The following is a 23529-nucleotide window of genomic DNA, read 5'->3' on the forward strand; positions in this document are numbered from 1 at the left end:
TTTCAATGATGCGAATGCCGCCCCGACACTCCGGGGCGGCGTGCGGCTTGTCAGCCTTTCAGAACCTCAACCAAGGTTTTTCCGAGGCGCGCCGGAGATGGCGACACGCGGATGCCCGCGGCCTCCATGGCGGCGATCTTGTCTTCCGCGCCACCCTTGCCGCCCGAGATGATCGCACCGGCATGGCCCATCCGACGGCCGGGAGGAGCCGTGCGGCCCGCGATGAAGCCGACCATCGGCTTCTTGCGGCCCTTGCGTGCCTCACGGGCGATGAATTCCGCAGCCTCTTCTTCCGCCGATCCGCCGATCTCGCCGATCATTACGATCGAAGTGGTCTTCGGGTCGGAGAGGAACATGTCGAGGATGTCGATGAACTCCGTGCCCTTGACCGGATCGCCGCCGATGCCGACTGCGCTCGTCTGGCCGAGGCCCTCGTTGGTGGTCTGGAACACGGCCTCATAGGTGAGCGTACCGGACCGCGACACGATGCCGACCGAACCGGGCTTGAAGATGTTGGCCGGCATGATGCCGATCTTCGATTCACCTGCCGTCACAATGCCGGGGCAGTTCGGGCCGATGAGACGCGACTTGGAGCCTTCCAGCGCGCGCTTCACGCGCACCATGTCGAGCACCGGGATGCCCTCCGTGATGCAGACGATGAGGGGGATTTCGGCCTGAATCGCTTCGCAGATGGCGTCTGCCGCACCCGGAGGCGGAACATAGACCACCGATGCGTCGGCGCCGGTCTTGTCGCGCGCTTCCGCCACCGTATCGAAGACCGGAAGATTCAGATGCGTCGAGCCGCCTTTGCCGGGCGACGTGCCACCGACCATCTTGGTGCCGTAGGCGATCGCCTGCTCGGAGTGGAAGGTGCCGTTCTTGCCGGTGAAGCCCTGGCAGATGACCTTGGTGTTCTTGTCGATGAGAATGGACATCTGAGCCTCTTACTTTCCGCCGCGAACGGCAGCCACGATCTTCTGCGCCGCGTCGTCGAGATCGTCCGCCGGGATCACGTTCAAGCCGGATTCGCGGATGATCTTCTTGCCTTCTTCAACGTTGGTACCTTCCAGGCGCACGACCAGCGGAACCTGCAGGCCGACGGTCTTCACCGCCGCAATCACGCCGCGCGCGATCACGTCGCACTTCATGATGCCGCCGAAGATATTGACGAGGATGCCCTTCACGTTCGGATCGGCGGTGATGATCTTGAACGCCGCCGTCACCTTCTCTTCCGAAGCGCCGCCGCCGACGTCCAGGAAGTTCGCCGGCTCTTCGCCGTAGAGCTTGATGATGTCGAGCGTCGCCATGGCGAGGCCGGCGCCGTTGACCATGCAGCCGATGGTGCCATCGAGCGCGATGTAGGCGAGGTCGTATTTCGACGCCTCGATTTCCTTCTCGTCTTCTTCCGTGATGTCGCGGAGTTCGACGATGTCCGGATGGCGATAGAGCGCGTTGCCGTCGAACGAGATCTTGGCGTCGAGGCACTTGAGATGCCCGTCGTTCGTGACGATCAGCGGGTTGATCTCGAGCATCTCCATGTCCTTCGCGATGAAGGCCGTGTAGAGCTTCGTCACCACGTCGCCGGCTTCCTTCGCGAGCGAGCCTTCAAGGCCGAGTGCCTTGGCAACCGTGCGGCCATGATGCGGCATGACGCCGGTCGCGGGATCGATCGAGAAGGTCAGAATCTTTTCGGGCGTGTCGTGCGCGACCTGCTCGATGTCCATGCCGCCTTCGGTGGAGACCACGAACGCGACGCGGCCGGTGGCGCGATCGACGAGCATGGAGAGATAGAGCTCGCGCTCGATATCCGAACCGTCTTCGATRTAGAGGCGATTGACCTGCTTGCCGGCCTCGCCGGTCTGGATCGTGACGAGCGTGTTGCCCAGCATCTGCTGCGCAAATTGCTTCACTTCGTCGATGGACTTGGCGAGACGAACGCCGCCCTTCTCACCAGCAGCGGCTTCCTTGAACTTGCCCTTGCCGCGACCGCCCGCGTGGATCTGCGATTTGACGACCCAGAGCGGTCCGCCGAGTTCCTTGGCCGCGGCTTCCGCCTCGTTGGCCGAGAAGATGGCCTTGCCCTTGGAAACCGGCAGGCCGAATTCCTTCAGGACGGCCTTGCCTTGGTATTCATGGATATTCATTTATCTGCGCCCTCAATGGCGAATGGTGAATGGCAAATGGCGAATGGTGGTCGGCTGGTAGCGCCGGGATATGGCTCCCATTCGCCTCTCACCATTCACTTCCTATTTCAAAGCCGGATTGATCTGCTTGCAGGCGTCGACGAGGCCCTGCACCGAGGCGAGCGACTTGTCGAACATCGCCTTCTCCTCGCCGGTGAACGAGACTTCGACGATTCGCTCGACGCCCTTCGCACCGATGACGATCGGCACGCCGACGAACATGTCCTTGACGCCGTACTGACCGTTCAGATGAGCGGCGCAAGGCAGAACGCGCTTCTTGTCCTTGAGGTAGCTCTCAGCCATCGAGATGGCGGACGCCGCCGGGGCGTAGAAGGCCGAACCGGTCTTGAGCAGGTTGACGATCTCGCCGCCGCCCTTGCGGGTGCGCTCGACCATGGCGTCGAGCTTTTCCTGCGTGGTCCAGCCCATCTTGACGAGATCTGGGAGCGGGATGCCGGCGACGGTCGAGTAGCGGACCAGCGGCACCATGTCGTCACCGTGGCCGCCGAGAACGAAGGCCGTCACGTCCTTCACCGACACATTGAATTCTTCAGCGAGGAAATGGCGGAAGCGGGCCGAGTCGAGCACGCCGGCCATGCCGACGATCTTCTCGGGCTTCAGGCCCGAAAACTTTTGCAGCGCCCACACCATCGCATCGAGCGGGTTGGTGATGCAGATCACGAAGGCGTTCGGAGCGTATTTTTTGATGCCGTTTCCGACCGCTTCCATCACCTTCAGGTTGATGCCGAGAAGGTCGTCTCGGCTCATGCCCGGCTTACGAGGGACGCCGGCGGTCACGATGATCACATCGGAACCCGCGATATCGGCATAATCGTTCGCGCCCTTGTACTTGGCGTCGAACCCGTCGACTGGGGCGGATTCGGCAATGTCGAGACCCTTGCCCTGGGGAACGCCTTCGGCGATGTCGAACAAAACGATGTCGCCGAGTTCCTTCAAGCCGACGAGATGGGCGAGCGTGCCGCCGATCTGGCCAGCGCCGATAAGCGCGATCTTATGACGAGCCATGAAGATGTCCTTGATTGTGGGCAAGGCCGAAAAGCCTTGAGGAATGGCCGGCTCTTTGACTCAGAAATGGGTCTCCATCAAGCCAGCAAAAGGTTAACGCGTAAGCGTTTGCTGGCGAGCACCCTATCAGAGGAAGCGTGACCTTTCATGATTGATGATGTTTTTCAGTGAGTTAACAGCGCCAGACGTGCCTTGTTACATTTTTCAAATTCTGTAACTAAACTATACGCTACCATTGGCGAGAGCCCGCAAGACGACCCGGATCATCGCCGCGAGTCGGCGGTCGAGGATGTCGGCGGGAACGTCGAAGTCAAGCCTCACCGCCAAGGGATTGATGAAGCGGTAGATGGCGTCGCTGAGAAAGGCCAGGGCCCGCTCCCGGTCTCGCGGATCGAACTTCGCCGTTGCCATCCCCTCGTCCACCACCTGCTCCATCCATTTTCGGATCCGGTTCCGGTGCTTGCGAACCACAGCGCGCGACGTCTCGGTCGCGGTGACCAGCACATCGAAGAGGTGCCGGTCCCGGTGCAGGAGCTCGCGATGCTCCTGGGCGATGGCAAGGATCAGTCGCTCCAGTTTGTCGTCGGCCGGATCGGGCGAATCCGCAATTTCGGCCACGTTGGCTTCGAGGGTTCTCAGCCAGCGCGCCACGACCGCGTCGATCAGCGCCGCTTTGGACGAGAAGTAGCGATAGACGTTGGCGTGGGTCATGCCGGCCGCTTGCGCCACTCCCACAACGGTCACGCCACCGGCGCCGAGAACTCGCAACTGCTCCGCGGCGATCGACAAGAGACGTGCATCGACGGATTCGGACGAAACGGGCGACGGGGCCATCATCATTGTCATTTGGCTTTCGGTGCCCGGCCCTGAATTTCCTGCAAGAGCTCAATCTGAACCTCCTGCATCTCGGCGAGCCGTTCCCATTGCCGGGTCAGGATATGATCGATCTTCTCGTGCAGATGTCGGATCTCGAGCTCAGCTTTCAGGTTGATCCGGTAATCGTTGAGGGAGCGCTCCCGGTCTTTCGCCTCCTGGCGCCGTTGGCTCATCATGATGATCGGGGCCTGCACCGCGGCGATGCAGGACAGAAGAAGATTGAGCAGGATGAAGGGAAAGGGATCGAAGCCGGCGCCGCTTTGAGCGGCGTTCCACAGGATCCAAAGCGCGAGGACGACGCCAAACATGATGAGAAATGTCCAGCTACCGCCGAAATACGCCAAATTGTCGGACAAGCGCTCGCCCAATGTCCGGCGGACGTCGAGTCCGCTTTCAATATTGTCGGCGAGAATTTCATGGCGGGAGAGACTCTCGAGCACGTCCGTTTCGAGACCGCTCAACTCGCCGCGCTCTTCCTTCAGGAGGTCGGCGATATGGGCGGTTCGAAGCCGGTCCATTTCTCCGCGGGAGATCATCGCGTCGGGCGGGTACTCACCGATCTGCGCACGCAATTTGTCCGCCAGGATGGGCTTGAGAAGCGACACTGGAAAAAGATCGTGCAGGGGAAACTCACGCCCGGTCGCGATGCAAATTCCGGTCTTTCGGCGATTGTTTCGCCCACCGCGGTCGGGCAGCGATTGTGATGCGGGCGGCTGGGTCATGACCATCTCCGTCTCGTCGACGTCACTCTAGCTCAAGCCCCGCCAGAAGATCACGTCTCGACGAGGCCCGTGGTTTTGCCGGAATCGGCCGAATCCGGGCGCCCGTGAGGGAGAGACAGGTATTCTTCCGAACGCATCTCGATGAGCCGGGAGACGGTACGATCGAACTCGAAGGCCTCGCGCCCGGTATCGGCTTGGTAGAGCTCCGTGACTTCCGCCTCTGCCGAGGCCAGGAGCTTCACATGGGCATCATAGAGGGCATCGACCAGAATGATGAAACGCTTGGCCTCGTTGCGTCGCTCGTATGTCAGCCGCGGGATGTTCTCCAGGATCACTGTGTGGAAGCGCTCGGCTATGGTGAGATAGTCCGATGCGCCGAGCGGTTTCGAGCAGAGATCGGCGAATGTGAAGCGCGCGACTCCGTGCGCCGCGTCCGGCACGTCGACCGGGTGACCCTTCACCATCAGTGTCTGCGCCCCGCCCTTGATACGCCCCGTCAAACGGCGGAAGGCGTCACCCAGGGCCCGATGGGCCGCCTCGCCTGCAGGCGTGTGGAAGACCGGCGCGCCCGCCAGCTTCTCGAGCCGGAAGTCTGTGCGGGAATCGAGGCGCACCACCTCCATGCGCTCCGTCAGCAACGCGATGAAGGGAAGAAACAGCGTCCGATTGAGCCCTCCTTCATAGAGCCGGTCGGGCTCGACGTTCGAAGTTGCGACGACAACGACGCCCTGCGCGAAAAGCGCGGTAAAAAGGCGCCCGAGAATCATGGCGTCGGCAATATCGGTCACCGTGAACTCATCGAAACAGAGGACCCAGGCCTCCTGCGCAAGCGCTTCCGCGACCGGCTTGATCGGGTCGTCGCCTCGGACCTTGCCTTCCTTCAGCTGTGATCGCCAGGCGTGGATGCGCTCGTGCACATCGGCCATGAAGGCGTGGAAATGAACGCGCCGCTTGCGAACCACCGGCAACGTGTCGAAGAACAGATCCATCAGCATGGTCTTGCCGCGGCCGACGGAACCCCAGACATAAAGACCCTTGGGCGGAGGTGGCGGCTCGCGACGACCGAACAGGCGCCCGAGTGCGCTCGGTCGGCGAACGATGCGATGCTCGCTCAGGGCGCGTGCCAGGGCATCGAGCTTATCGATCAGCGCCAGTTGCGCCGGGTCGCGTTCGACAGACCCCGACGCGACGAGGGTGTCGTAGCGAGCGAGGACTGTTTCGGTTTGGGAGAGCGAGGCGTCAGTCACGGTTGTGACCGATATCCCCGGATTCGCATCCGTGCAAATGCCTTATCGCGAAAGGGACAAGGGCGCGCCCGATTTGCTCAACACACCGCTCAGGGCGCTCGACGATCCGCGCAGGCGCGCAGCGACCGCGCCGCCGGTCTGATAGAGATAGATCTCGCCTGACCGATAATCCCAGGCATTGACCTTCGACAGATCCTGATTGGAACAGCCCGACGTCGATGCCCGATAGAGATCCAGCGAGGGCGAACTGGACAATTGAATCTTGCAGTTGCCGGACGTGTCGCGGGCCGTCCATGAGCCGACCATCGCCGTGCGGCTCGGGGCTGCCGTCGGCGCCGCGGGCGCTGCGACTTGCGGCGGCAGGGCGGCAATGTCCGTTCCGGGCGCGGGCGCGGTGGCGCCGAGCGGCGGCAGCGCCTGCCCCTCCACCGGCGGTAGAGGAGCCGACTCGATCGGCGCCGAGGGAACCGCCTCGACGGGGGTCATTGCCGGTGCGGCATTGGCAGCGCGGATGGGTTCGCTGCCGCCAAACCGCGACGAAGAACATGCCCCAAGGGCAAACGTCGCGAGCAAAGCCGCTCCCATCAATCCAATCGACCGTGTCATGGTTGTCCCCGTATGCTTGACCTTAGGCAGGGAAATGCGAATTTCCCGTTTGCGTTCCCAGATCTCGTTTCTTCTTTATGAATCAATACCTGAACCGGGCCTGAGCCGCACGCGCCTGGCCGAACAGACAACGAAAAAAGGCGCCCGAAGGCGCCTTTTCGCAAAGGTGTGGCGGCGGCGCCTCACACGGTCCGTTCGACCATCATCTTCTTGATCTCGGCAATGGCCTTGGCCGGGTTCAACCCCTTCGGGCAGGCGTTGGCGCAATTCATGATCGTGTGGCAGCGATAGAGCTTGAACGGATCATGGAGATCGTCGAGGCGCTCACCCGTCGATTCGTCACGGCTGTCGATCAGCCAACGATAGGCCTGCAACAGAGCCGCGGGGCCGAGGAAGCGATCGCCGTTCCACCAATAGCTCGGGCAGGACGTCGTGCAGCACGCGCACAGAATGCACTCGTAGAGGCCGTCGAGCTTCTGACGATCCTCGGGCGACTGGCGCCATTCCTTCTCGGGTTCGGGCGTCTGAGTATGCAGCCAGGGCTCGACCGAGGCGTGCTGGGCATAGAATGTCGTCAGGTCCGGCACCAGATCCTTCACCACGGGCATATGCGGCAGCGGATAGAGCTTCACCGTGTCCGAGTGGCATTCGTCGATCCCCAACGTACAGGCGAGCGTATTCTGCCCCATGATGTTCATGGCGCAGGAACCACAGATGCCTTCGCGACAGGAGCGGCGGAAAGTCAGGGTCGAATCGACCGTATTCTTGATCCAGATGAGCGCGTCGAGCACCATCGGCCCGCAATCGTCCCGATCAACGTAGTAGGTGTCGATGCGCGGGTTCTGACCGTCGTCCGGATTCCAGCGATAGATGCGGAAAGCCGTGACATTCGATCCCGCAGGCTTCGGCCAAGTCTTGCCTTCACTGTAGCGGGAGTTCTTGGGGAGGGTGAATTCGGCCATTTCAGGCGTCCCATTCTGCAAGAGATTTGAGAGCAGGTCCTCGCGGATTGCCCATCAGAGAGTCCGTCGTGCGAAAAACGTGTGCGAGGCGAATGCCGTGTCGTTCGGCATGTTGTCTTCCTGCACTTCGATCAAATTGAATTCATGCCGCCGCATGAGCTCGAAGACACGCCGCTGCGGTAGCGGATGCATCTCCATGTCACGATGCGCATTCTTGCTGTAATCGGCGAAGTTGAAGGCGTAACCCTCGCGGTAGGTCGGAATTTGGAACAGCAGGTATCCGCCCGGATTCGTCCTTTCCATCACGCGCCGGAGCAGCGCATCGATGATCGGCGGCGGGCTGTGCTGCAGGGCGATGGCCGAATAGAAGAAGTCGAAGGCCGGCAGCGCATCGATATCGTCGACGCGCGCCAGACGGACGAATGCCGCATTGGCGATGCCCTTCTTGTCGAAGTAGCGCTTGGCAATGGCAAGGTGAGCCGCCGACACGTCAACGCCGATGACTGTCGGAAAGGCTCTCGCCAACTGCGCCGTGACGCGGCCGACGCCGCAACCGAGCTCGACCGCCGTCTTGATCGAACTCATGTCCTCGCCGTTTCGCTCGAAATAGGTGCGGATCATGCGAAGTTCGAGCACTGCGGTCTGATAGAACTCGTCCTCCGAGTTCTTGATGTGCTCCTGCTTGAACTTGTCGTCGGTCACGACCGACCAATGCGGCTCGGTCTCACCGAACTGCCCCCAGGTCGAAGCCACTTCCGCGAGCATCTGGTCGAGCTGCGCCGGCGTGATGTTGAGATCCATGTTCATGCGGGGGCCATAGAGATGGCGACCGACCCGAACCACGTTGGCGTGGAATTGCCCAGAATCGAGCTTGGATCGAAATTCCTTGCCCGACATGAACTCCTGGCGCAGCACGTCCGTATTCTCGGCCTGCATCCAGCCGTTCACGACCTCGTCGTTCTCAGGCTCTCGCCCGAGAAGAAAACGGTAGGCTGAAATGACTTCGTCACGACTGATCATGTGACCTCGATAACCTGAAGGCTGAGAGCGGACGGCTAGTAAACACGCGCCTTGGGCTCGATGTATTGGATCTCGTTCGACATCGTGTAGGTATGCACCGGGCGATAATCGAGCGTCGCTTTGTGAGAGATGTCGTCGAGCCAGGACAGCGTGTGCTTCATCCAGGTTTTGTCGTCACGATCAGGGAAATCCTCGCGGGCATGCGCGCCGCGCGATTCCTGACGGTTGAGCGCGCCTTCCATGGTGACGACGGCCTGACCGATCAGGTTGTCGAACTCCAGCGTCTCGATCAGATCCGAATTCCAGATCAACGAACGATCGGTGACGCGGATGTCGCTCGCGCCGTTCCACACCTTGTGGATCAGCTCCTTGCCTTCCGCGAGCACGTCTCCGGTGCGGAAAACCGCGCAGTTGTTCTGCATGGTCTTCTGCATTTCCAGTCGCAACTCCGCGGTCGGCGTCGAGCCGTTGGCATAGCGGAACTTGTCGAGGCGCGACAGCGAGAGTTCGTCGGCGCCTTTCGGCAGATCGGTGTGCTTTTCGTTCGGCGTCATGATCTCGGCACAGCGCAAACCGGCGGCGCGGCCGAACACCACGAGATCGATGAGCGAGTTCGAGCCCAGACGGTTGGCGCCATGCACCGACACGCAGGCCGCTTCGCCAAGCGCCATCAGGCCGGGCACCACCGTGTCCGGATTGCCGTCCTTCAAGGTCAGCACTTCACCGTGATAATTCGTCGGAATGCCGCCCATGTTGTAGTGGACGGTGGGCAATACCGGGATCGGCTCCTTCGTCACGTCGACGCCCGCGAAAATCTTGGCGCTTTCCGAAATACCGGGCAGACGCTCGTGAAGAATCTTGGGATCGAGATGGTCGAGATGGAGGTAGATGTGGTCGGTGTTCTTGCCGACGCCGCGCCCGGCGCGAATCTCCATGGTCATCGCGCGTGAAACCACGTCGCGGGACGCGAGATCCTTCGCCGATGGCGCATAGCGCTCCATGAAGCGCTCGCCGGCGGAGTTGGTGAGATAGCCGCCCTCGCCGCGCGCTCCCTCGGTGATGAGGCAACCCGCGCCGTAGATGCCGGTCGGATGAAACTGCACGAATTCCATGTCCTGCAGCGGCAGGCCGGCGCGCAAGACCATGGCGTTGCCGTCGCCGGTGCAGGTGTGAGCGGAGGTCGCGGAAAAATAGGCGCGTCCGTAACCGCCCGTGGCGAGGATCGTCATGTGGGACCGGAAACGATGGATTTCGCCGGTCGCCATGTCGATGGCCACGATCCCGATGCAACGGCCTTCGTCGTTCATCATCAGATCGAGGGCGAAGTACTCGATGAAGAAGTTGGTCTGGGCGCGCACGGCCTGACCATAGAGGGTATGCAAGATCGCATGCCCGGTTCGGTCGGCGGCGGCGCAAGTGCGCTGCGCAGTTCCCTTGCCGTAATCCGTCGTCATGCCGCCGAACGGACGCTGGTAGATCTTGCCCTCGGCGGTGCGCGAGAACGGCACGCCCCAATGCTCGAGCTCGTACACGGCGGCAGGCGCATTGCGGCACAGGTACTCGATGGCATCCTGATCGCCGAGCCAGTCCGACCCCTTCACGGTGTCGTACATGTGCCAGCGCCAATCGTCCGGACCCATATTGCCGAGCGATGCGGAGATGCCGCCCTGAGCCGCGACCGTGTGGGAGCGGGTCGGAAAAACCTTCGTGATGCAGGCGGTGCGAAGTCCGGCCTGCGAGCAGCCGACCGTCGCGCGCAAGCCCGCGCCGCCGGCGCCGACAACCACGACGTCGAACGTATGATCGATGATCGTGTAGGACTTGCCGTTCGTTCCTTGGGCCATTGTTGAAGCTCCTTAAAGCAGGATCCGCCCGAGGCTGACCTTGAGAATCGCGTAAAGACAGGCCGCCGCGACCACCGCTGCGTAAAAATTGTTCGCGATCACCGCGACGATCCGAAGGCCATTGTCGTTGACGTAATCCTCGATGATGACCTGCATGCCGAGACGCATGTGGTTGGCGACCGAGACGACCGCCAGGATGAGGACGAGGGCGACGAGCGGATGGGAGACGATGTCCATCGCTTCCGCGTAGGAACTTCCCGCAAGCGAGGCCACGATGATCACGAAACCGATGATCAGAGGCACATTCGCCGCCGCGGTGACGCGCTGCAGCCACCAATGCTCGACCCCGTGCCCGGACGCACCGAGACCTCGCACGCGGGAGAGCGGCGTGCGCATGGAGGTTTTCTTATCAGCCATGGTTCTACTCCCCGTCAGAACAGAATGAATGCGACGACCCAGATCGCCACCGTGAGGAGGATCGAGGCGATGAGCGTGAAGCGGGCCATGCTGATGCGCGTGCCGGGCTCCATGCCGTAGCCGAAATCCCACACGAAATGGCGGATGCCGCCGAGCATGTGGTGCATGAGCACCCAGGTGTAGCCGAACAGGATCAAGAGCCCGAGCGGGGATCCGAAGAACCATTGCACAGCCTCGAAGGCACGCGGGCCCGTCGCCAACGCCACGAGCCAGATCGCGAACAGCGCAAACCCGAAATAGAGCGCCGTTCCAGTGGCGCGATGGACCACCGACATCGCCATGGTCCAGGTCCAGCGATAGATTTGCAGATGCGGGGAAAGGGGCCGCGGGGTCGATTTCGCCTCAGCCATGGCGTTCGCTCCAGAAGCGGCGAGGAAGGTGCCGCCTGTACTTTAGAAGGGTTCGTATCGGAAGCGCGGCGACACCGCAATGCATCTTCTGCAAGAGACGATTACGCACGACACACTTCGTCAGCGGCGAAGTTTGATCTAGGATGGCAGGGGACGCAATTTGTAATTATTCTCATTAGCCTTCGCATTTGACGAAGGATCGCATCATGATCTTCGATCTCACCGATCTCAGCCTGTTCCGCCACGTTGTGGAGGCAGGCAGCATCACCCACGGCGCCGAGCGGGCCCATCTTGCCCTCGCCGCGGCCAGCACCCGCATCCGCAATCTGGAAAAGTCCCTTGGCGCGTCGCTTCTCACCCGGACCCGGCTCGGCGTGACGCCGACGGCGGCGGGACGTACGCTGCTGCAGCATGCCCGGGCCATGCTCGCTCAGGCCGAGCGCCTGCGGGAGGATCTCGGCTCGTTTGCGGGAGGGCTCGCCGGCCAGATCCGGGTCCTGTCCAACACCAACGCCCTCACCGAGTTCCTGCCGGAGGCGCTGGGCGCCTTTCTCGCCAAGCATCCCCAGGTCAGCGTCGATCTGGAGGAGCGGCTCAGCGACGAGATCGTCGGGCTGATCGCCGAAGGCGTCGGCGACATCGGCATCGTCGCGGGAACGGTCGATACCGGATTGCTGGAAACCTATCCGTTCCGGAGCGATCGGTTCGTCCTCGTCGTCCCGACCGGCCATCCCCTCGCCAAGCGCGACAGCCTCTCATTCGCGGATGTGCTCGGCCACGATTTCGTCGGCCTCGACCGGGCGAGCGCGCTGCAGCGATTCCTCACCGACAAGGCCGGTCGCAGCGGGAAACCCTTACGTCTGCGCGTTCAGCTGCGCAGCTTCGATGCGGTCTGCCGCATGGTGGAAGCCGGCGTTGGGCTCGGCATCGTGCCGCAGACGACCGCCCAGCGAGCGGCCCGCATCATGGCGATCACGGCCATCGATCTGGCTGATTCCTGGGCGCCGCGAGACCTCACGCTATGCGTCCGCGCCGCCAGCGAACTCGCGCCTTCGGCACGGCAACTGGTCGACCACCTGCGCAAGCAACCGGACGCCTAGCCCCTAAGGCTGCGCGGAAAAATCGACGGCGGGCATCGGCAAGCCGCGCCGGCGGCAGGCGGCTTCGAGGGTGTTGCGCAGCAGGCAGGCGATGGTCATCGGCCCGACCCCACCCGGCACGGGTGTGATGGCGGACGCGACGTCGACCGCCTCGCTGAAGGCGACATCGCCGACGACCCGCGTCTTGCCTTCGCCAGCGACTGGGTTTGGCACCCGGTTGATGCCCACATCGATGACGATCGCCCCCGGCTTCACCCAATCGCCCCGGATCATGTCCGGTCGGCCGACGGCCGCCACCAGGATATCCGCACGGCGGCAGAGCGCGGCGAGATCCTTGGTGCGGGAATGCGCCATGGTCACGGTGCAGCTCTGCGCCAGCAGCAATTGGCCCATCGGCTTGCCGACGATATTGGAGCGCCCGACGACGACCGCGTCGAGGCCTGCGAGATCCTTACGCACGGACTTCAACAGGAGCAGGCATCCAAGCGGCGTGCAGGAGACGAAACCCGGTACGCCGGTCATCAGGCGGCCGGCGTTGATCGGATGGAAGCCGTCCACGTCCTTGTCCGGATCGATGGCCTCGATCACCTTCTGCGTGTCGATATGCTTGGGTAGCGGCAATTGAACGAGAATACCGTCGACGTCCGGATCCCGATTGAGCCTGTCGACGAGAGCCAAGACCTCTGCCTCGCTAGCCGAAGCCGGCAGTTCATGCGAGAACGAGCGCATGCCGACTTCGACGGTCTGCCGCCCCTTGTGGCGCACATAGATTTCGCTCGCCGGATCTTCCCCCACGAGTACCACCGCGAGACCCGGGGTCACGCCCTGCCCGGCCAGATTGGCGACCGCATCCGCAATTCGTGTCCGAAGCCCAGCGGCGTAAGCTTTTCCGTCGATGATGGTCGCGCTCATGGCGTGTGTCCTGTCAAAGCGACAAGCCTGTCGGCCAAGGCCTGTGGCTCGCCGGTGATGGTGAAAAACTTGATGCGGGCCGTCGCTCCCGTAGCGAGGTCGACGGCGGAAACCGGCACCCCGGCCGCCTTGGCGAGAAGCTTGCGGACGCTGGCATTGGCCGCCCCATCCTCGGGCGCGGCCCGCACCCGGACCTTCAGTACGCTCGATCCGTCGGACAGATGCTCCACGCCCTCGATGGCGTCGCGCCCGCCGCGCGGCGTGACGCGCACCCGCAGGCCGAGGCTATCCTGTCGGATGAGCCAGGGCACCCCGTCCATGGCGCTCTTAAAAGGCCACCGGCATGAGATAGTCCTGGATCAGTCTCTCAATGAAAAAGATGATGAAGATCAGAATGATAGGCGAAATATCGACCCCGCCGAGATTGGGCAGGATATTCCGGATCGGCCGCAGGACCGGCTCGGTCACCGCGTTCAGGAAGGTCCAGATCGAACGCACCAGATCGTTGCGGATGTTGACCACATTGAAAGCCACGAGCCAGCTCAGAATCGCCGATGCGACGATGAGCCAAGTGTAAAGTTGCAGGGCGAGGAGAATGATGTCGAGCAGCGCGCGCATGGAATACTCATCAGGATCGGCGCTCGTCATGTAGCGTTCCTGAACGATGGGAACAACCCGGCAAGCCGCGCTGAGGCTAAGCTTTGCGCCAAAAAGTACCGGGCCCGCCGGGGACGCCAATTGACAGAAGAAAGCCCGGAGGCCTAAAAGTTCGCCGCTTGGTCTTCGACCGGACCGGGGCTGTAGCTCAGATGGGAGAGCGCTGCAATCGCACTGCAGAGGTCAGGGGTTCGATTCCCCTCAGCTCCACCAAGCAGTCATATATTCATATAAACAAATATAAATCGATTTCATAACCGCCGAATTGCGCATATTTATAGTTGACGCCTCTTTATTAGAGACATTTATCGGCGCCTTTTTGGCGATTTACATTACCTCTACATGCCCTTGTCTCAGGTCTCTCGCATGGAATTTCCGATAGCGAACCTTGTTCAAGCTAGAGACTTGTTTGCATATGGTAGAGACTGCCTTTCTTTATTTACGATCTTTGATCTTCAGGATGCAACTTGTGCGCCATGGCCGCATCCTTTTATGACCTGAGGCTCATGCTCCATAGACTAAGCAGATTGGATCAATTGAGCTCCGGCTGCAGCTACAGCACTTTGAAGACCAATCGCTGGGCTTGCCAGAGGGCGTAGATCTGACTTGGCTAACTTAGCGCCACCGGCCATTGACGCCTGTGCAAGCGAAACCCTTGACGCACTCCCGCGAGCTGCCGCTTCTGCAATAAGGAATAGCGGATTACCTTGGTAGCGGTAGCACATTGGCAGAAATTTATGGCGCCACCTGCGCAATAGATTGAGCGCAGGGGCATTGCTATCGAGCACGACGATTGGAGCATCTCTTTGTTCGGACAAAGGGACCGGCCTTAGATGATCGGAGGGTTGAGCCGGGCGAAGCCTTCCTGTCGCCGATAAGGTCCTGTCGCCGATAAGGAAAGTAGGGGTACGGCGCTGTGACATCGCTGGCGACGTCGAGCTTGGTCATCTGCTCGGAGGTGAGGCTCCAGCCGATTGCGAGCCATTCCGCAGCGCAATACCACCTTGGGCGGCGAGCAGAGATCGCGTCAGCATACATGAGTTCTGAGCTGACCTAAGGCGAGCCAAAGCTTGCGGTTGGCGCAATCGTCTCGCTGCTAAGACTCGAGATCGCGCAATAGCCCCGCCAGGCAAACCAGCAGAACTCCATGATGAGATCACAGGTTCAGGCGCTGTCGCTCTCCCTGATCTTCGGCCATCTGGTTTAGACAACGAAGAAATCCTTGTAGGTCATCTTGAGGTTCTTGTTCAGCATCGCGATCTGCACCTGCGCCGCTGCGCCCGTGCCGTCGGCATCGTAGTACAATGCGCCCGTCTTCTTGTTGTAGATAATGTGATCGTCGCGATCATGCGCCTTCACGCCTTGGTAGAACTCGCCCGACTTGATCACGCCCTTCTTCGCCATCTTGGTGAACACGCTTTTCTTCAGATGGATCGTGTCATCCTTGACGATGAAATCCACGATCTTGTCCTGGTTGGCCTTGTTCACTTTCGACGACTTCGAGAGCTTGGTGTCGAACACGAAGATGTCCTGACCGTCGCCGCCGTCCAGCGTGTCCTTGCCCGCACGGCCATAGAGCTTGTCGTTGCCTGCTCCGCCATAGAGCTTGTCGTTACCCTTCTCGCCATACAGGACATCGTTGGCGTTGCGGCCCCGCAGCACGTCGTTCTTCGACGTGCCGCGCAGGGTCAGGGGCATATCAGGGTTATTCGGATTATTCGGATTATTCGGGTTGTTCGGATTATTCGGGTTGTTCGGATCATTGGCCTCCGCCACATCAAGTACATTGATGGTGAAGGTCTGGGTCGCGCTCTCGCCATAACCGTTCCAGGCCTTGACGGTGAGCGTGTGGCTAGTTTTGGTCTCGTAATCGAGCGGACCCGTGAGGACAATCGCGTTGCCGTCGATCTTGAAAGGACCGTCAGTGGAATCGAGGCTGTAGAAGATCTTGTCTCCGACATCTAGGTCGGAGGCGCTGATATAGCCCACCACTTGGGTCGCCAGGGCATTTTCACCGATCTGATTGGCAGAGATCCGAAGCTCGGTCGGGGCATGATTATCGAACCGGAATGTCAGATCGGCGAACTGCAGAGTCTCGACTTCGACAAGGGTGTCGATGCCGTCGCGTCCGGCCTTCGTATCGGTCACTACCGCAGTCGTGTCCGCGCCGCGCTCGATTTTGTAATCCGCGAATTTACCCCGGAAGACAGCCACATCGTMATTTGCGCCACCCTCGAGCCGGTCATTACCCCCGTCGCCACGCAGTACATCGTTAGAGCTAAGGCCGAAAATTACGTTGGCCAGATCATCGCCCACGAGCAGATCCACATGCTCGGAGCCGGCCAGATTCTCGATGCCATCATAACTATCGCCGGCAGCGTCGCCTTTGTTGTCGCTGCTCTGCGTCGCGACGAGATAGACAGTTACCCCCGTGGTGCTGCTGGAATAGTTGGCCATGTCACCGGCGCCTTTGCCGCCGACCAGTGCATCCGCACCGGCGCCGCCAATCAGGATGTCATCCCCGTCACCACCTTCGAGCCGATCATCGCCTCCGCCCCCGCGCAGCACATCTCCGGAGCCAAGACCGTAGATGACGTTGTTCTGATCGTCACCGACAAGGATATCGTCGGCTTCCGAACCAGCAAGGTTTTCGATGCCTTCATAAGTGTCGCCGGCAGCATCGCCGGCATTGTCCTTGCTCTGAGCCGCAGCCAGATAAACCGTTACGCGTTGGGCGCTGCTGGAGTAGTTGGCCATGTCACCTAGGCCGTTGCCGCCAATCAGCACATCTGCGCCGGCGCCGCCGATCAGAATGTCGTCCCCATCGCTGCCTTCGAGGCGGTCGTTGTCCGCGCCACCGTTCAGGATGTCATTGCCGAAGTCGCCTATGAGCAAATCTCTGCCAGCGTCACCCTTCAGATCGTCGTCGGCATGGCCACCGTCGAGCGTGTCGTGGCCCGCGCCGCCCTGCAGAGTATCATTGGAGCCGAGGCCATAGAGCGTGTTGTTCTGATCGTCACCGACCAGCAAATCCCCGTGACTGGAGCCGGCGACGTTCTCGATGTCGAAATAGGTGTCGCCGGCGGCATCGCCTTTGTTGTCCTTGCTCTGCGCCGCGGCAAGATAAACGGTTACGGCCTCGCCACTGTCCGCATAGTTCGCCATATCCCCGGTGCCCTCGCCGCCGAACAGCGTGTCTGCACCGGCCCCGCCCACCAAGATGTCTTCACCCTTGCCGCCTTCGAGATGATTTCCTTCGCTATTGCCGATCAGCGTGTCGTCGAAATTTGAACCGATAATGCCTTCGATCGAATAGAACCAATCGCCCTTGGCTTCACCGCGGTTTTGGGTCCATTCCACCAGATTGACGGTGACGCGATCAACGGCTTCATCGTAATGCACATAGTCGAAACCGGCGTCACCGTAGAGGGAGTCTCCTCCGGTACCACCCCAGAGGTGATCGCTTCCATCTCCGCCCCGCAGGATATCGTCGTCTGCTCCGCCATAAAGAGAATCGTTACCAAGGAATCCTTTCAGGGCATCCTTGCCACCCAAGCCAAAGATCTTAGTGGACTCGATCGGGTGTGCGTCGAGGGAATCGTCTCCTTCACTGCCTTTTAACGTAGGAGTAGCCAACCCGTTCAGTCGCGCCCAGTTCGTCGCTTTGCGATAATCAGCCATAGTCAGTCGATTCTTCCATCAGGGAATTCGGTGATGACCTTATGGCAGCCGCCACCGGCTGCCGGCCCTCGTCGAACGGATAGGTTCGGGCGGTCAGATTGGCGCAGCGTTTGATAGCACACACGGGCCAGAAAAAGCCCTCGCTTGGTGAGGAGAGGGTCTGGAAGTATCGCCTCGCATTTCTAATCCAAGCATTTCTCAGAGCAGCGGATCCGGCTCGCCGTCGGGAAAGGCAGCGAGCCAAGACGGGAGCCGATCTACGTCAGTGCAATCAGATCTAGATAACGAAGAAGTCCTTGTAGGTCATCTTGAGGTTCTTGGTCAGCGTCGCGATCTGGATCTGGGCCTGCGCGCCGGTGCCGTCGGTATCCGTAGTACAGCGCGCCCTTTTTCTTGTCGTAGATGATGCGGTCGTCGCGGTCGTGCGCCTTAGTGCCGGCATAGAACTCGTCCGCCTTCAGCACGTTCTTCTTCGACAGTTTCGTGAAGGCTGATTTCGCCAGATGGATGGTGTCGTCCACCACCTTGAAATCGGTGATCGTGTCCTGATTGGCTCGGTTGGCGCTCGCCGACTTCATCAATCTCGTGAACAACAGCATCTACTGGGTAGGCGCGCAATCCGAGGGTGAACGTCGGATCATTCTCGACATAATAGGCGGCGAGGCAGTCATTTCAGATAGTGGTCCCGGTGTTGATCCGGAGAAGATCGGTAGCCTCTTCAGTCTATTTTCACGAGAAAAGCACGCGGGGGCCGCGGCGTTGGACCATATCTAGCGCGGGCTAACCTCGCCGCTGGCGGGAATAAGATTCGATATGAGACGGCGAAGGCAGAGATGCCTTTGAAGGGAGCTAACTTCCTCATCGCCTTCGATTGCATCGTGCGACGGATCAGGAGCGTGTCGTGAAAATTGCGCGCCCGCTCGCGTCGCGATCCTCATGCACGACGCCGTCGTTGACCAGATAGTTGATATGCGCCAGCGTCTCGCCGAGCGCGAAGCCGATGTTGTCCGGTCCCTCGATATGCGGAAACATCGCCCGCGACAGATCGAGCGCGGTTCGCGGCGCGGTGAGAAACTCCGCGGTCGCATCGAGACGTTTGCGGTGATGGTCGCGCAGTTCCTCGATGCGCTCGTGGATGCCGCGATAAGGCATGCCGTGCGAGGGCAGTACGAGCGTCTGCGAGGGAATGTCGGCGAATTGCGGAAATGACGCGAGGTAGTCCGCGAGAGGATCGGCCGCCGGTGTCATTTCGTAGACGGCGATGACCGGCGAAATTTTTGGCAGGAGATGGTCTCCCGCGATCAGAATGCCGGATGCGGGATCGTAGAACGAAGCATGCTCGAACGCATGTCCACGCGTGACGATCACGCGCCAGTCGCGACGACCGAACTGAACGGTGCCGCCTTCACGAATCTCGGAGATCGCACCGGGGATCGGCCCGGAGAGATCGATGAACCGATTCCGGCTCTTCACCATCCGCGCTGCGATCGATTCGTCGAAGCCGTGCTTGATCAGATAGGAATGGTGCGTCGCGCTCGAATTGGGCACGTCATGCATATGCGTGACACGGGCCCATATCCATTCGGCGAACGTACCGACGAAATCGGCCCCGAAGCGCTCGACCAGCCATCCGGAGAGGCCGATATGATCCACGTGCCCGTGTGTCGCAACGACACGAAGAACCGGCAGACCCCGCATCGGGCCCGCCAGCAACGTCTCCCAAACGTCGAACAGTTCCGGCGTCGCACAGCCGGTATCGATCACGGTCCATCCGTTGTCCTCCTCGAGCAGCCAGACGTTGACGTGATCGAGCCTGAACGGCAGGGGCAGGCGGGCCCAGAGCAAGCCCGGAGCGATCTCCGTCACTTCGCCCTTGCCAGGCGGTGCGTTCCAGGGAAATTCGAGCCTGCTGGTTCTTGCAGCCATGAATCGGATCCGATCGGTCACGCGGGGTTGCGGGGCATGAGCAGCCAGTAGTCGAGGTCGAGGAGCACGGCAGGCTCTCCATCACCGCCTGGTTCCGGATACGACGCGCACCCCATATCCTTGGTGGCGATCGTACGGACGCGGAGTGCGCCGATGTCGGCACGCCCTGCAAATGCATGCTTCTCCAGTATTTCGGACCAGCAATAGATCGTGTCGCCGGCGGCAGCCGGATTGATGTGCCGTCCACCGTTGACGGAGGCCAACATGCAGCCATTGGCGAGGCCGTTGAACGACAAAGAACGCGCGAGCGAGATGATGTGGCCGCCGTAGACAATTCGTCTCCCAAAACGGCTGCTGGCTTGCAGAACGGCGTCGAAATGGCCCTTGGCCGTGTTCTGATACAGGCGCGTCGCGATCTGGTGTTCCGCTTCCTCGATCGTCATGCCGTCCACATGATCGATGCGCTCACCTACGACGTAGTCGTCGAACAGATGCGGGCTTCCGGCAAGCGTTGGGGCGTACCCGTTGAAATCGAGCCCTTTGGGAATTGCGATCGTGTGACCGGCCACTTCCGACGCGAGTTCGGGCACCACCGTCTCCGGTGCAGGAGCGGAGGCGTCGCGTTTGTTCACCATGACCCAGCGCACGAAGCTCAACACCGCGACGCCATGCTGGTTGATGCCGGTCGAACGAACGTAAACGATGCCGGTTTTGCCGTTGGCGTTCTCACGCAGACCAATGACCTCGCTACGCGCCGTGAAGCTGTCCCCCGGCCAGGCGGGGGCGAGAAAACGGCACTCGGCGTAGCCGAGATTGGCGACCGCGTTCAGCGAGACATCGGGAACGGTCTTGCCGAAGATGACATGAAAGAGCAGGAGATTGTCGATCGGCGCACGAGCGAAGCCGCAGGTTTGCGCAAAAGCATCCGACGACTGCATGGCGAAACGCATGCCGTAGAGTGCCGAGTAGAGCGAGACGTCACCCGTCGTGATCGTGCGGGGCACGGCGTGCACGATCTCCTGGCCGAGCCGGAAGTCTTCAAAGAAATTGCCTTTGGAAGCCTTGGTCATGGGGGAGGTCATGGCCGATCAGAGGCCAGGCGTCGGCTTGATGCCGGCGCGTTCGGCTCGCTCGATGATGCGCTGGACGAGACGCACGGTCGCGACATCGACCATTTGCCCGTCGACCTGGATGGCGCCGAGGCCCTGCTGCTGGGCTTCGCGGTAAGCGGCGACGGCCTTGTAGGCACGATCGACCTCCGTCTGCGAAGGGCTGAACGCCTCCTGGGCGATCGCGACCTGGCTCGGGTGGATCGCCCATTTCCCGACCGCTCCGAGCTGCAGCGCGCGTATGCACTCGGTCCGGAAATAGTCCTGATCCTTGAAATTGACGAATGGCCCATCGACGGCGTCGAGCCCATAGGTCCGCGCCGCGACGATCATTTTGTAGCGGGCGTAATGCCAGATATCGCCCGGATAGCCCGTATCGCCGGATATCGCCCGCGGATCGATCCCCTGGGAAGCAGAGTAATCGCCCATGCCGAAGATCAGCGCCTCGAGCCGGTTGGACGCTCCGGCGATTTCCTCGACTCGCATAATGGCCTCGGCCTCCTCGATGAGGACTTCGATGCCGATGCGGCGGCGCAATCCGAGCTTTCCTTCGATCTGCGATAGCAGGCGGTCGACGAAGCGTACATCGCAGGCGGATTTCACTTTCGGCACCATGATGGTGTCGAGGTTCTCGCCCGCACCTTCGACGACCGAAATGATGTCCTCGTAGGCGTAATGTGTGTCGAGATCGTTGATGCGCACGCAGCGGACGCTACGCCCCCAGTCCAGCGTGTTGAGCGCCTGGACGATCTGGTCGCGGGCAGGAACTTTCGCGGCGGGCGCCACGGCATCCTCGAGATCGAGGAAGACATGGTCGGCGCCAAGTGTGGCCGCCTTGGCCATCATCTTGTCGCTCGACCCGGGAACCGCAAGCTGGCAACGGCGCAATCTTTGCGATCTTGCGATCATCTTTCTCTCCCYCACGCAGCAACGCGCCCATCTCGATCGAGACGCGTTCGAACCGTCTCCGGAATGCGGATTTTGACGCGGCGATTTTCTTCCCTATAATCTAACTATCGTTAGAATGTTGGCACGTAAACCCCTTTTTGGCAGCGCCACGAATCAGTCGGCGCAGGACAACACATCATGTCACTGGTGATCCTCGAACATCCAGCGCAGCATGTGGCGCTTCTGCGGCTCAACCGCCCCGAGGCCCGCAATGCCCTCAGCCCCGAACTGCGCGCGGAGTTGCGGAGCCATTTCACCGCTCTTTCCGAGGCAAGCGATATCCGCGCTATCGTCCTCACCGGTGACGCAAAGGCGTTCGCGGCTGGCGCCGACATTCGCTCGATGGTCGAAATCGGACCAGGAGAAATGATGACACGTGGGGACGATCTCAATTGGGGCGCGATCCGCCATTGTCCCAAACCCGTTATCGCGGCCGTCAACGGCTATGCCTTGGGCGGGGGATGCGAGCTCGCGATGCACGCAGACATCATCGTCGCCGGTGAAAGTGCGCGATTTGGGCAGCCGGAGGTGAAATTGGGCATCATGCCCGGCGCCGGTGGGACCCAGCGGCTGGCGCGGGCGATCGGCCGCTACCGCGCGATGTTGATGCTCCTGACCGGGCAGTTCATGACGGCGCGTGAGGCCTACGAGGCCGGACTGGTGAGCAAGCTCACGTCGGACGAGGATACCGTTTCGGAGGCGATTGCAATCGCTCGCGATATCGCCGCCATGCCTCCGCTTGCGGTCGCCGAGATCAAACAGGTTTTGCACGCGGGGCTCGATGCGCCGCTCGATACGGCACTGATGCTCGAGCGACGCGCCGCTTATCTGCTGTTTGATTCCAACGACAAGCGAGAGGCGATGACCGCCTTCCTGGAGAAGAGAACCGCGACTTTTACCGGCACCTGAACCGGCCACGGACCATCCCAACAAAGAGTGGTGACAAGTTTTCGAACAAGTGTTAGAGTTTTTGAATACCCAGAGCGACGAAGATCGGTACGGGTGATTGGGAGGAATAAATGAATGCAAAATCTTTCCAGCGAGTCATCTGTGCGCGCCGCGCTCTGCAGCGTGACTGATCATGCTATACGTGGATGACATCCAGCTGGCTTTCGGCGGCCTGAAGGCCCTGAGCGGCGTAAGTGTTCACGCCAAGGCAGGCAAGATTACATCCGTGATCGGGCCCAATGGCGCGGGTAAAACCAGCCTCTTCAATGTCATATCGGGCTTCTACAAACCCCAGCATGGACGCGTGACACTCGACGGACGCGACATCTCGAATCTCAAGCCTAGCCAGCGCGCCTATTGCGGCATGTCGCGCACCTTTCAGAACATTGCGCTCTTCCACGGCATGAGCGTCCTCGACAACATCAAGCTCGGCGCCCACACCAAGCTTACGAGCGGTGTCCTTTCTGCCGGTTTCCGCCTCCCATCGACCCGTAAAGAGGAAGCCGAGCTCTCCCGCGAAATCCAGCGCGACATCATCGGCCTGCTCGAACTCGACCACGTTCAGCACCACCCGGTCGAAGATCTCGCCTATGGCCTGCAAAAGCGTGTCGAACTGGCACGCGCCCTGGTCATGAAGCCCAAGATTCTCCTCCTCGACGAACCAGTCGCCGGCATGAACCGCGAGGAAAAACAGGAGATGAGTCGCTTCGTCGTCGACGTGCGCGACAATTGGAACACCACCGTGCTCCTCATCGAACACGACATGAGCATGGTGATGGGAATATCCGACCATATCGTGGTCATGTCGTTCGGAAAGCCGATCGCATCGGGCACACCAAACGAGGTTCGCTCCAATCCGGACGTCATCGCGGCGTATCTTGGCGCGGGCGACGAGGCCGCTCCGGCCAAGAACGCGGCGGCATAGGAGCGCCAAA

The 23529-nt window shown here is 60.9% G+C and carries 23 protein-coding genes and 1 tRNA gene; 4 read left to right on the forward strand and 20 right to left on the reverse strand.

The features are described 5' to 3' along the window. Nucleotides 1–50: 50 nt before the first annotated feature. From sucD to sdhC, 12 genes are all read right to left on the reverse strand, one after another. Nucleotides 51–935: a succinate--CoA ligase subunit alpha gene (sucD, locus tag AC1DT3_RS00005; protein WP_477463159.1), complete on the reverse strand. Its 885-nt coding sequence runs from the start codon at nt 933–935 to the stop codon at nt 51–53. 9 nt (nt 936–944) lie between these two features. Then, the gene (gene sucC / locus AC1DT3_RS00010; RefSeq protein ID WP_477463160.1) at nt 945–2144 is read right to left on the reverse strand and encodes an ADP-forming succinate--CoA ligase subunit beta; all 1200 of its coding nucleotides are present in this window, start codon (nt 2142–2144) and stop codon (nt 945–947) included. Between the two features lie 102 nt (nt 2145–2246). Beyond that, on the reverse strand, nt 2247–3209 hold the full coding sequence (mdh, locus tag AC1DT3_RS00015; RefSeq protein WP_477463161.1) for a malate dehydrogenase: 963 nt from the start codon (nt 3207–3209) through the stop codon (nt 2247–2249). A 222-nt stretch (nt 3210–3431) separates the two neighbouring features. After that, on the reverse strand, nt 3432–4055 hold the full coding sequence (locus tag AC1DT3_RS00020; protein WP_477463162.1) for a TetR/AcrR family transcriptional regulator: 624 nt from the start codon (nt 4053–4055) through the stop codon (nt 3432–3434). Continuing rightward, the gene (locus AC1DT3_RS00025; protein WP_477463163.1) at nt 4052–4807 is read right to left on the reverse strand and encodes a DUF1003 domain-containing protein; all 756 of its coding nucleotides are present in this window, start codon (nt 4805–4807) and stop codon (nt 4052–4054) included. Before AC1DT3_RS00025 ends, AC1DT3_RS00020 begins: the two co-directional genes overlap by 4 nt. Nucleotides 4808–4857: 50 nt before the next feature. After that, complete coding sequence (gene zapE, locus AC1DT3_RS00030; RefSeq protein ID WP_477463164.1) at nt 4858–6054, reverse strand: cell division protein ZapE; 1197 nt, start codon at nt 6052–6054, stop codon at nt 4858–4860. Nucleotides 6055–6096: 42 nt separating this feature from the next. Beyond that, on the reverse strand, nt 6097–6660 hold the full coding sequence (locus tag AC1DT3_RS00035) for an AprI/Inh family metalloprotease inhibitor (RefSeq protein WP_477463165.1): 564 nt from the start codon (nt 6658–6660) through the stop codon (nt 6097–6099). Between the two features lie 182 nt (nt 6661–6842). Beyond that, nucleotides 6843–7622, reverse strand: coding sequence for a succinate dehydrogenase iron-sulfur subunit (locus AC1DT3_RS00040; protein ID WP_477463166.1), 780 nt, complete (start codon nt 7620–7622; stop codon nt 6843–6845). 54 nt (nt 7623–7676) lie between these two features. Continuing rightward, nucleotides 7677–8642, reverse strand: coding sequence for a class I SAM-dependent methyltransferase (locus AC1DT3_RS00045; RefSeq protein WP_477463167.1), 966 nt, complete (start codon nt 8640–8642; stop codon nt 7677–7679). Between the two features lie 35 nt (nt 8643–8677). Then, nucleotides 8678–10486 carry a succinate dehydrogenase flavoprotein subunit gene (sdhA, locus tag AC1DT3_RS00050; protein WP_477463168.1) on the reverse strand — a complete coding sequence of 603 codons (1809 nt, stop codon included), beginning with the start codon at nt 10484–10486 and terminating at the stop codon, nt 8678–8680. 12 nt (nt 10487–10498) lie between these two features. After that, nucleotides 10499–10903, reverse strand: a complete 405-nt coding sequence (sdhD, locus tag AC1DT3_RS00055) for a succinate dehydrogenase, hydrophobic membrane anchor protein (RefSeq protein WP_477463170.1) — start codon at nt 10901–10903, stop codon at nt 10499–10501. Between the two features lie 14 nt (nt 10904–10917). Next, entirely contained in the window at nt 10918–11313 is a 396-nt protein-coding gene (gene sdhC, locus AC1DT3_RS00060; RefSeq protein ID WP_477463171.1) for a succinate dehydrogenase, cytochrome b556 subunit, read from the reverse strand. A 206-nt stretch (nt 11314–11519) separates the two neighbouring features. On the opposite strand from sdhC, the gene AC1DT3_RS00065 reads away from it, so the two are divergent. Then, complete coding sequence (locus AC1DT3_RS00065; protein WP_477463172.1) at nt 11520–12413, forward strand: LysR substrate-binding domain-containing protein; 894 nt, start codon at nt 11520–11522, stop codon at nt 12411–12413. A gap of 3 nt (nt 12414–12416) precedes the next feature. Here the strand turns inward: AC1DT3_RS00065 and folD are convergent, their stop codons facing one another. Genes folD through AC1DT3_RS00080 form a run of 3 tightly spaced genes read right to left on the reverse strand, consistent with a single transcriptional unit; the run spans nt 12417 to nt 13943 of the window. Continuing rightward, on the reverse strand, nt 12417–13325 hold the full coding sequence (folD, locus tag AC1DT3_RS00070; protein ID WP_477463173.1) for a bifunctional methylenetetrahydrofolate dehydrogenase/methenyltetrahydrofolate cyclohydrolase FolD: 909 nt from the start codon (nt 13323–13325) through the stop codon (nt 12417–12419). Then, nucleotides 13322–13645: a DUF167 family protein gene (locus AC1DT3_RS00075; protein ID WP_477463174.1), complete on the reverse strand. Its 324-nt coding sequence runs from the start codon at nt 13643–13645 to the stop codon at nt 13322–13324. Before AC1DT3_RS00075 ends, folD begins: the two co-directional genes overlap by 4 nt. Nucleotides 13646–13652: 7 nt before the next feature. Further along, nucleotides 13653–13943, reverse strand: coding sequence for a YggT family protein (locus AC1DT3_RS00080; RefSeq protein ID WP_477463211.1), 291 nt, complete (start codon nt 13941–13943; stop codon nt 13653–13655). Between the two features lie 176 nt (nt 13944–14119). Here AC1DT3_RS00080 and AC1DT3_RS00085 point away from each other — a divergent pair. Continuing rightward, a tRNA-Ala gene (locus tag AC1DT3_RS00085) sits at nt 14120–14195 on the forward strand. A 990-nt stretch (nt 14196–15185) separates the two neighbouring features. On the opposite strand, the gene AC1DT3_RS00090 is transcribed toward AC1DT3_RS00085, so the two are convergent. The 5 genes from AC1DT3_RS00090 to AC1DT3_RS00110 form a co-directional block, all read right to left on the reverse strand. Continuing rightward, a complete protein-coding gene (locus tag AC1DT3_RS00090; RefSeq protein WP_477463175.1) occupies nt 15186–17537 on the reverse strand; it encodes a cadherin domain-containing protein in 2352 nt (783 codons plus the stop codon). 383 nt (nt 17538–17920) lie between these two features. Then, nucleotides 17921–18241 carry a hypothetical protein gene (locus AC1DT3_RS00095; protein ID WP_477463176.1) on the reverse strand — a complete coding sequence of 107 codons (321 nt, stop codon included), beginning with the start codon at nt 18239–18241 and terminating at the stop codon, nt 17921–17923. A 310-nt stretch (nt 18242–18551) separates the two neighbouring features. Beyond that, nucleotides 18552–19589, reverse strand: coding sequence for an MBL fold metallo-hydrolase (locus tag AC1DT3_RS00100; protein WP_477463177.1), 1038 nt, complete (start codon nt 19587–19589; stop codon nt 18552–18554). Between the two features lie 17 nt (nt 19590–19606). Then, nucleotides 19607–20659: a MaoC family dehydratase gene (locus tag AC1DT3_RS00105; protein ID WP_477463178.1), complete on the reverse strand. Its 1053-nt coding sequence runs from the start codon at nt 20657–20659 to the stop codon at nt 19607–19609. A gap of 18 nt (nt 20660–20677) precedes the next feature. Continuing rightward, nucleotides 20678–21607, reverse strand: coding sequence for an HpcH/HpaI aldolase/citrate lyase family protein (locus AC1DT3_RS00110; protein WP_477463179.1), 930 nt, complete (start codon nt 21605–21607; stop codon nt 20678–20680). 177 nt (nt 21608–21784) lie between these two features. Here AC1DT3_RS00110 and AC1DT3_RS00115 point away from each other — a divergent pair, with 177 nt between their 5' ends. Continuing rightward, on the forward strand, nt 21785–22555 hold the full coding sequence (locus AC1DT3_RS00115) for an enoyl-CoA hydratase-related protein (protein WP_477463180.1): 771 nt from the start codon (nt 21785–21787) through the stop codon (nt 22553–22555). Between the two features lie 172 nt (nt 22556–22727). Continuing rightward, nucleotides 22728–23519 carry an ABC transporter ATP-binding protein gene (locus tag AC1DT3_RS00120; protein ID WP_477463182.1) on the forward strand — a complete coding sequence of 264 codons (792 nt, stop codon included), beginning with the start codon at nt 22728–22730 and terminating at the stop codon, nt 23517–23519. Nucleotides 23520–23529 lie beyond the last annotated feature (10 nt).

Source organism: Microvirga sp. P4_G7, from assembly GCF_056401005.1.

What these genes read in the sequence shown, in the direction of transcription:
- sucD (WP_477463159.1), bottom strand. Translation starts at nt 935, where the DNA reads ATGTCCATTCTCATCGACAAGAACACCAAGGTCATCTGCCAGGGCTTC.
- mdh (WP_477463161.1), bottom strand. Translation starts at nt 3,209, where the DNA reads ATGGCTCGTCATAAGATCGCGCTTATCGGCGCTGGCCAGATCGGCGGC.
- AC1DT3_RS00020 (WP_477463162.1), bottom strand. Translation starts at nt 4,055, where the DNA reads ATGACAATGATGATGGCCCCGTCGCCCGTTTCGTCCGAATCCGTCGAT.
- AC1DT3_RS00025 (WP_477463163.1), bottom strand. Translation starts at nt 4,807, where the DNA reads ATGACCCAGCCGCCCGCATCACAATCGCTGCCCGACCGCGGTGGGCGA.
- AC1DT3_RS00035 (WP_477463165.1), bottom strand. Translation starts at nt 6,660, where the DNA reads ATGACACGGTCGATTGGATTGATGGGAGCGGCTTTGCTCGCGACGTTT.
- AC1DT3_RS00040 (WP_477463166.1), bottom strand. Translation starts at nt 7,622, where the DNA reads ATGGCCGAATTCACCCTCCCCAAGAACTCCCGCTACAGTGAAGGCAAG.
- AC1DT3_RS00045 (WP_477463167.1), bottom strand. Translation starts at nt 8,642, where the DNA reads ATGATCAGTCGTGACGAAGTCATTTCAGCCTACCGTTTTCTTCTCGGG.
- sdhA (WP_477463168.1), bottom strand. Translation starts at nt 10,486, where the DNA reads ATGGCCCAAGGAACGAACGGCAAGTCCTACACGATCATCGATCATACG.
- sdhD (WP_477463170.1), bottom strand. Translation starts at nt 10,903, where the DNA reads ATGGCTGATAAGAAAACCTCCATGCGCACGCCGCTCTCCCGCGTGCGA.
- sdhC (WP_477463171.1), bottom strand. Translation starts at nt 11,313, where the DNA reads ATGGCTGAGGCGAAATCGACCCCGCGGCCCCTTTCCCCGCATCTGCAA.
- AC1DT3_RS00065 (WP_477463172.1), top strand. Translation starts at nt 11,520, where the DNA reads ATGATCTTCGATCTCACCGATCTCAGCCTGTTCCGCCACGTTGTGGAG.
- folD (WP_477463173.1), bottom strand. Translation starts at nt 13,325, where the DNA reads ATGAGCGCGACCATCATCGACGGAAAAGCTTACGCCGCTGGGCTTCGG.
- AC1DT3_RS00075 (WP_477463174.1), bottom strand. Translation starts at nt 13,645, where the DNA reads ATGGACGGGGTGCCCTGGCTCATCCGACAGGATAGCCTCGGCCTGCGG.
- AC1DT3_RS00080 (WP_477463211.1), bottom strand. Translation starts at nt 13,943, where the DNA reads ATGCGCGCGCTGCTCGACATCATTCTCCTCGCCCTGCAACTTTACACT.
- AC1DT3_RS00095 (WP_477463176.1), bottom strand. Translation starts at nt 18,241, where the DNA reads ATGAAGTCGGCGAGCGCCAACCGAGCCAATCAGGACACGATCACCGAT.
- AC1DT3_RS00100 (WP_477463177.1), bottom strand. Translation starts at nt 19,589, where the DNA reads ATGGCTGCAAGAACCAGCAGGCTCGAATTTCCCTGGAACGCACCGCCT.
- AC1DT3_RS00105 (WP_477463178.1), bottom strand. Translation starts at nt 20,659, where the DNA reads ATGACCAAGGCTTCCAAAGGCAATTTCTTTGAAGACTTCCGGCTCGGC.
- AC1DT3_RS00110 (WP_477463179.1), bottom strand. Translation starts at nt 21,607, where the DNA reads ATGATCGCAAGATCGCAAAGATTGCGCCGTTGCCAGCTTGCGGTTCCC.
- AC1DT3_RS00115 (WP_477463180.1), top strand. Translation starts at nt 21,785, where the DNA reads ATGTCACTGGTGATCCTCGAACATCCAGCGCAGCATGTGGCGCTTCTG.
- AC1DT3_RS00120 (WP_477463182.1), top strand. Translation starts at nt 22,728, where the DNA reads ATGCTATACGTGGATGACATCCAGCTGGCTTTCGGCGGCCTGAAGGCC.